This is a genomic window from Microcystis sp. M44BS1 (assembly GCF_020244875.1).
Classification (GTDB): domain Bacteria; phylum Cyanobacteriota; class Cyanobacteriia; order Cyanobacteriales; family Microcystaceae; genus Microcystis; species Microcystis panniformis.
In genome coordinates this window covers 1-5,911 of sequence record NZ_JADBVM010000278.1, presented here as the reverse complement: position 1 = coordinate 5,911, position 5,911 = coordinate 1, and the positions used below count along the sequence as shown (strand labels likewise).

Here is a 5,911-nt window from a genome sequence, read left to right as displayed (position 1 = left end):
ATAAGACTTTTGGACTTTTTTCCCCTCAAAAAGTGCCAGCCATTGCGGGGATCGGGGGAAAATTCAGGTACTTTTTCCCTGAAAATTAGGTAGTTGACCACCTCAAAACTGGTAAAACCCCACACCCCACACCCCACACCCCACACCCTGCCACCACCGAAAAGCTTTTTCAGCAAACCCTATCTAGGGCGGCGATTTCGGTAATATCTCCCTGGGGTTTGTCGCCAAAATTAGCGTGATAAATTGCCCGAGCGTCTTTATCTATATCACAGGAAAAGACACAATCAGATTCTAAGTTTTGTTGGCGACAAACTTGTTCAATAGCGACTCGAAACCCTCCCAAACCACAAAAAAGGTCAATAAAACGAATTTTTTTGCTATCTTTCAGGAGAGTCATCGGTGATTAAAATTGCAGCGATAGGGATATTCTCTTTGATTTTAACTTATTCAACTTTCACCAAAGAGCGGACGGTAAATATTTCATTTGCTTGTAGGGGTTTAATCGCCGAAATTGGCACAGTAACTACTGAAATTGACTCACCGAGAGCGTTAAAAACCTCTAAAATTGCTCCCATTTCGCCATTGCTAGGATGGGGGATTAAATCCACTAAGAATAACAGAATTATATAATTTGCAATTCATCCTGTTTAAGATTTTGAATCGATTCAATCTTGGAAACTTCTACAGCGATAACTGTATAGGCTTTTCCCTGATTATTTAACACTTCTAAAACATAGCCATCCTCTTGGCCTTCGGGACTAGGACAATAATCCACGATAATCGCGTGAGTGCCACGAGACAAATTAGATTCTGGCAAATCTTCGGTTAATTGAACTTCGGAAAACATATCAAATTTCATAGTCTAACTCTTTTAATCTGGTAATAAAGTCACAAATCTTGTTTCTTTCGTAAGTGAGTCGATAATCCAATAGGTAGAGACTCGTAAGTTTATCCCGTGGAACTCCTGAGATAAACTTATTCTGTATTGTTACATACAGCCATGAATCATTATCGCCCTAACTCTTGTGTTTCCAATGAATTGGCAATTAATCAGAATTAATCTATAGCGTTTCGCTCAAGCCAACCTAAGAGGCTGTTGTGTTGGCGTTGAAAGCTTTGGTGTGTTCTTCTCGAATTTTATGAATTTCTTCAGCATACTTGAGAGTAAACCCGTAGGATTCCGCAGCCTTTTCCGCAGCAATGCGAGACTTAACTAAATAGTCATGGATAGACGTGCATTCCTCCGATAATCTTGTTTGAGTTTTATCTTTTTCTTGCAAAATCTCTGAGTGGATCATAAGTTATTCTCCTCTTTGAATAGTTCAAGTGGTGTGACAATTTCAGGTGTTGACAAACCAAGGCGGGCATTGATAACGCGAATATGCTTCCGTTTGTTAGCATTCGCTAGGTGGTTGCAATTCCAAGTAACGAGATATTGAATGTCGAAATAGCTGGCATAGGCAAGATGTAGAGCGTCGCCCACAAGAGACCTTGGCATGACATAGTTGGCAAGATAAAACTCGACAACTTGTTCAAGAGCAGAAGTCGGCGGTAGTAAAGGAATCGTCGAAACCAAATGAATAATTTCAGCTTTACGCGGATAGTTTCCGTTGGTTAGTTCTTGAAGCACGGCATCCGAAATATATAAATCATAATAACTGGACATCTCCGACCACCACTTCCTTGTGATTTCGGTAAAAGTTTTTAGAGCTTCACGCTCATCAAAGTAATAACTCGGAACCGTGGAATCCAAGTACACTTTTTCTTTCATGATAATAACTGATCGACAAGACTAAATTAAAGCCTGAAGCAGCCGTATGGTAGCCCCCTCTATTCTACTATCCTATCTCTGTAACGAAGTTATTGCACTGTTATGCTTGACCTCGATCATTTCTCAAAGCGATCGCACTTGATCGCATTGAAGCTTCTCCATTTTATCCCAAACATTAGCGGTGCTTTACACGCGCGTTAACGCACCCTACAAAATCGGCGATCGCACTTCTCTTATATTGTTACATACAGCAATGAATTGTTATCGCTTTAACTCTTGTGTCGGCAATGAATTGGCAATTAATCGGAAATTAATATAAGCAATTATTGTAGGTTGGGTTGAGCGAAACAATACTGGGTCGAAAATGGCTCAATTCGATTGTTTAAGCGAAACCCAACCACCCCAAAGGTTACTCTTTGTTGGGTTTCCTTGCGTCAACCCAACCTACGAGGCTTTCATATTTTCTGTGATTTCCTCTAGGGTTTTACCGGTAGTAACACAACCGGGTAAATCGGGAACATAAGCGGAATAGTTATTTTCAGCTTTTTCGATAATAATCGCATAACGCACGATTTCTATTCCTCAATTATTTGATTTAATTTTTCCTTGAAAATCGTTTCTATTTCTTTATAGGACATCGTTTGAGGTGCGGGATAGTTAAACCCGTCTTTTTTTCGGCTTAATAATACTTCTAGTGCTTCACTAAAAATAGCTTCTTCGTTTCGATGTTCCGAAAGATACTGACGGAGTTCTGCGTTAGTCATTTCCGAAGGTGATTTTTTCATAATTCAAAGTTACAATTCCCCTGTTCATCGATTAAAATGATTAGAAAGCAATTGACAGATAAAGATAGCGGTATTTTTCTATCAAGGAAAAGTTTTGTAAATTTCTCTACGATGTGCGACCCGTTGACAGATGATGGTTTGATTGGGTTTATCAATAGTCAGGCCAATCCTATAATCTGCAACTCTAATTTTATATTTATCTTTATGTCCTTTCATTTTATCGAGATAGCCTAATTCAAAAGGATTGTCAGTTTCTAATTCGGAAAATACGATCAACTCAATACGAGATTGTATGTCTTTTGGCAAAGAGGTTAATTCTTTTAAAAATCTCTTGTTGTATTCAACCTTCCACATTTTTGTTTTTAAGCAATTCTAAATATTGCCAGGCTTTTTCTTTGTCTAGGATTTGATCATTTTCAACTTCTTCGATGAGTTTTCCTAGTCCGTAATCCTCTAGGATTTCTTCGATTTTTTCAAATTCAGCAATGGGAATCTGAACGGCAATCGGCTTTTGATCCTTGTCTAATACATAGCTTTTGTTAATTTCTAGCATTTGGTTCTCTCAATAGTATCATTTTCGCTATTTTTTGTCATGTTTTGGGCGGTATTTAACCGAACTAATTTTCTACCACTTTTCCCTTGTCTCTCCCTCCAATCAGCGCAAATCGCTTTTATATCGTAGTTGAAAGACTTGGCGTGTTCTTCTCTAATTTTATGAATTTCTTCGAGTATTTCATCTTCCCACATAGCTCATTCTCCCATTAACTCGTAAGGTGTACAGATTAGCGGTAATTTGTAGCCGAAATCCGCGCATATATTGAGAAGTTTTTTCTGAATTTGAGCATTAGTAATATGTTTACAGTTCCATGTTAACAGATAAAAGTTGCGGACAGGATAAAGATAGCGGTATCTTTCTGTTAGGTGTTATATTCTACAAGTCCTCGCGGGGAAAAATACGCAAAATGTCACGAGCAAAACGAGAACTAATCCCGGGCTATTCCTATCATATAACCATTCGCTGTAATAACCGAGAATTTCGCCTGACCCGTCTAGAATGCCGACAGGTGTTACTCTACGCTATCAAAAAAGCGATCGAAAAGTACAGATTCAAACTCTACGCGCTCTGTGTGATGAGTAACCATATTCACTATCTCATCGAACCGAAAGATGCGGAAGACTTACCCAAAATTATGCACTGGTTGAACTGGTACACCGCCATGTGTTTTAACCGAATGCTGAATCGAACTGGTCACTTCTGGGAGAAACGCTATCACAGTAGCGGTTTTCCCACCACGGATACTAAGCGAGCGCTGAATACCCTACGCTATATTCACGCCAATCCGAAGGCTGCGGGAGTCCAAGTCGGATTCTTCTACGATTTTAGCGATTACGGGGTCTATGACCGACTCGGAGACGATGGCTTAACCACTTGGCATCCTGCGTTTTTGAGTCTGGGAGAAACCCTAGAGGAATGCGCAGCCAAATATCGCGGATTCTGCAAAAAATACCGGCCGCGACCGAAACCGGAAACCCGCAACCACTGGGGAAGTAAGCTACTCGCGGGGATAAAGCCGAAGAAAAGGTCTAAAAAATCCTCTCCGGGCCAATTGTCTCTCTGGGAGGAGTGGGAGGAAGTCACCCCAGAAATTCTCGCGGTGGCGGATCAGTTCGTTTTTGCCAACGCCTACAACCCCCGCGTCGCCGGAGACATACTACAATCATGTCGCAGACCGGCCGGGGGGCCTGGGTGACAGGTATCGAAAACCCAGAACCCGCATGGCTTCGTGGAAAATCAACCCGATACAATTCTTAAAAATTGGCTGTAACCTTTATATGTTACATTTTACAAGTCTCGACGCGAGAGAAGAGAGAAGCCAAAGCCCACCCAAAACCCCATCTCGAACTTCCCAGACTTCCCCAGAGCAGGGAGGTGTCCTAGGGGTGCTTTTAGGTCAAAAGTAACATACTGTATCCATATCCATCTATCATTCACTCGCCAGCCTACCCTATCTCCGAAAGCGTTCCAAACTCTTTCATTAACTTCATTATACTCCTGCGTCCCACCGAGTTCGCGGTAAATTTTCGCCTGCACGGAAAAACCAAAGCGACCGCCACTATATTTAACCCATAATTGGTCAATGGTTCGCAAATCCTCGCAGGGAAAATTATCGATATCCTCTACCTGTAGCCATCCTTCTTTTGTGCGATTGGCTACCTGTAGCATCACTCTTGCGGTTTCCCAGTCCGCTTTCTCCCATTGCTGCCGTTTTAATAAATCTTCTAATTTCCGATAATCGATTCCTTTGGCACTTTTAAGCTGGATAGATGGGGGAGTTTGAGTAACGGAAATAACGGGATTAACGGGTTTTTGAATAGTTGTCTGGGGTATAGAGACTGATGTTTTTATCTGCAAAGCTTGCAACACTTCCGAGGCAGATTGATAGCGTTTTTTCGTCCCGAACTCGATTAATTTATCCAGAATATTCCCTGAATCATTACTAACAGGATTATCCACTAACGACTGTCGCCATACCCATTGGTGTTCCCCCCCATCGAATAAATCAAAGGGAGATATTCCAGTTAATAAATAAAGGCAAGTTACACCCAAACTATACAAATCACTGGCATTAACTGCCTTACCATTTCCCTGTTCTGGGGCAATATATTCAGCAGAACCGATAATTGTTCCTGTCATGGAACGATTTAAAGGACTGACAAATTTTGCTGCGCCAAAGTCCACTAAAATCAATTTATTATCGCTTTTTCTGCGAATAATATTTTCTGGTTTAATGTCGCGATGAATTACTTGTTTACTATGAATAAATTCTAGAATCGGTAAAATCTCTGACAAAAGATGTTTAATTTTGGCTTCGTTAAATACTCCTTCCTGTTTTAATTCTTGTTCGAGATTTTGTCCTTCGATATATTCCTGGACGAGATATTGTCGCCCGTCATTACCGGTAAAATAGGCGTAAAGTTCGGGGATTTGTGGGTATCTTCCCAAACTATCTAAACGAATCGCTTCTTCTTTAAATAATTCTGCTGCTTTTTGTAAAGTTCCTGTTCCCTGCGCTGACGGGAAAAATTGTTTAATTACACAATAGGGTTTTGAGGGTTTATCCTCATCTATCGCTTGAAATGTCTTACCAAAACCCCCTTGACCGATTAATTTTAGCGCTCGATAACGTTCTCTGAGCAGTAATTGAGAACCGCACTTATGACAGAATTTATCCGTGGGGGTGTTTTTGTGCGAACAATCGGGATTGAGACAGAGACTCATAGCAATTATTGTAGGTTGGGTTGACGCAAGGAAACCCAACAAAGAGTAACCTTTGGGGTGGTTGGGTTTCGCTTT

Annotated in this window: 10 protein-coding genes and 2 pseudogenes; 1 reads left to right on the top strand and 11 read right to left on the bottom strand. The window is 40.9% G+C overall.

Annotation, left to right across the window (positions count from 1 at the left end; translation table 11 throughout):
* Positions 1-181 precede the first annotated feature (181 nt).
* The 10 genes and pseudogenes from IM515_RS21075 to IM515_RS21030 all read right to left on the bottom strand — a co-directional run.
* Positions 182-397: pseudogene (locus IM515_RS21075) on the bottom strand (DNA cytosine methyltransferase); the annotation flags it as partial.
* Between the two features lie 46 nt (positions 398-443).
* Positions 444-608, bottom strand: a complete 165-nt coding sequence (locus IM515_RS21070) for a hypothetical protein (protein ID WP_002743277.1) — start codon at positions 606-608, stop codon at positions 444-446.
* 14 nt (positions 609-622) lie between these two features.
* Entirely contained in the window at positions 623-859 is a 237-nt protein-coding gene (locus IM515_RS21065; RefSeq protein WP_193960880.1) for a DUF4926 domain-containing protein, read from the bottom strand.
* A gap of 226 nt (positions 860-1,085) precedes the next feature.
* Positions 1,086-1,298, bottom strand: coding sequence for a hypothetical protein (locus IM515_RS21060; RefSeq protein WP_004158042.1), 213 nt, complete (start codon positions 1,296-1,298; stop codon positions 1,086-1,088).
* Positions 1,295-1,771 carry a type II toxin-antitoxin system VapC family toxin gene (locus tag IM515_RS21055; RefSeq protein WP_002789671.1) on the bottom strand — a complete coding sequence of 159 codons (477 nt, stop codon included), beginning with the start codon at positions 1,769-1,771 and terminating at the stop codon, positions 1,295-1,297. Before IM515_RS21055 ends, IM515_RS21060 begins: the two co-directional genes overlap by 4 nt.
* A 453-nt stretch (positions 1,772-2,224) precedes the next feature.
* Positions 2,225-2,341 (bottom strand): annotated as a pseudogene (locus IM515_RS21050) (type II toxin-antitoxin system HicB family antitoxin); the annotation flags it as partial.
* A gap of 5 nt (positions 2,342-2,346) precedes the next feature.
* On the bottom strand, positions 2,347-2,556 hold the full coding sequence (locus tag IM515_RS21045; RefSeq protein WP_002734197.1) for a DUF6887 family protein: 210 nt from the start codon (positions 2,554-2,556) through the stop codon (positions 2,347-2,349).
* Between the two features lie 81 nt (positions 2,557-2,637).
* Positions 2,638-2,910, bottom strand: coding sequence for a type II toxin-antitoxin system RelE family toxin (locus IM515_RS21040; RefSeq protein WP_061433426.1), 273 nt, complete (start codon positions 2,908-2,910; stop codon positions 2,638-2,640).
* Positions 2,897-3,109, bottom strand: coding sequence for a RelB antitoxin-like protein (locus tag IM515_RS21035; protein WP_287629714.1), 213 nt, complete (start codon positions 3,107-3,109; stop codon positions 2,897-2,899). The genes IM515_RS21040 and IM515_RS21035 overlap by 14 nt, the downstream gene beginning before the upstream one ends.
* Positions 3,103-3,303, bottom strand: coding sequence for a hypothetical protein (locus IM515_RS21030; protein WP_002743272.1), 201 nt, complete (start codon positions 3,301-3,303; stop codon positions 3,103-3,105). The genes IM515_RS21035 and IM515_RS21030 overlap by 7 nt, the downstream gene beginning before the upstream one ends.
* Before the next feature lie 215 nt (positions 3,304-3,518).
* On the opposite strand from IM515_RS21030, the gene IM515_RS21025 reads away from it, so the two are divergent.
* The gene (locus IM515_RS21025) at positions 3,519-4,307 is read left to right on the top strand and encodes a transposase (protein WP_287629713.1); all 789 of its coding nucleotides are present in this window, start codon (positions 3,519-3,521) and stop codon (positions 4,305-4,307) included.
* A gap of 92 nt (positions 4,308-4,399) precedes the next feature.
* Here IM515_RS21025 and IM515_RS21020 read toward each other — a convergent pair.
* Positions 4,400-5,911, bottom strand: a 1,512-nt coding sequence (locus tag IM515_RS21020) for a GUN4 domain-containing protein (RefSeq protein ID WP_287629711.1), incomplete at its 5' end; no start/stop codon positions are given.

Coding starts and splice junctions, on each gene's coding strand:
- IM515_RS21035 (WP_287629714.1), bottom strand. CDS start 3,109: ATGCTAGAAATTAACAAAAGCTATGTATTAGACAAGGATCAAAAGCCG.
- IM515_RS21060 (WP_004158042.1), bottom strand. CDS start 1,298: ATGATCCACTCAGAGATTTTGCAAGAAAAAGATAAAACTCAAACAAGA.
- IM515_RS21065 (WP_193960880.1), bottom strand. CDS start 859: ATGAAATTTGATATGTTTTCCGAAGTTCAATTAACCGAAGATTTGCCA.
- IM515_RS21040 (WP_061433426.1), bottom strand. CDS start 2,910: ATGTGGAAGGTTGAATACAACAAGAGATTTTTAAAAGAATTAACCTCT.
- IM515_RS21030 (WP_002743272.1), bottom strand. CDS start 3,303: ATGTGGGAAGATGAAATACTCGAAGAAATTCATAAAATTAGAGAAGAA.
- IM515_RS21055 (WP_002789671.1), bottom strand. CDS start 1,771: ATGAAAGAAAAAGTGTACTTGGATTCCACGGTTCCGAGTTATTACTTT.
- IM515_RS21025 (WP_287629713.1), top strand. CDS start 3,519: ATGTCACGAGCAAAACGAGAACTAATCCCGGGCTATTCCTATCATATA.
- IM515_RS21045 (WP_002734197.1), bottom strand. CDS start 2,556: ATGAAAAAATCACCTTCGGAAATGACTAACGCAGAACTCCGTCAGTAT.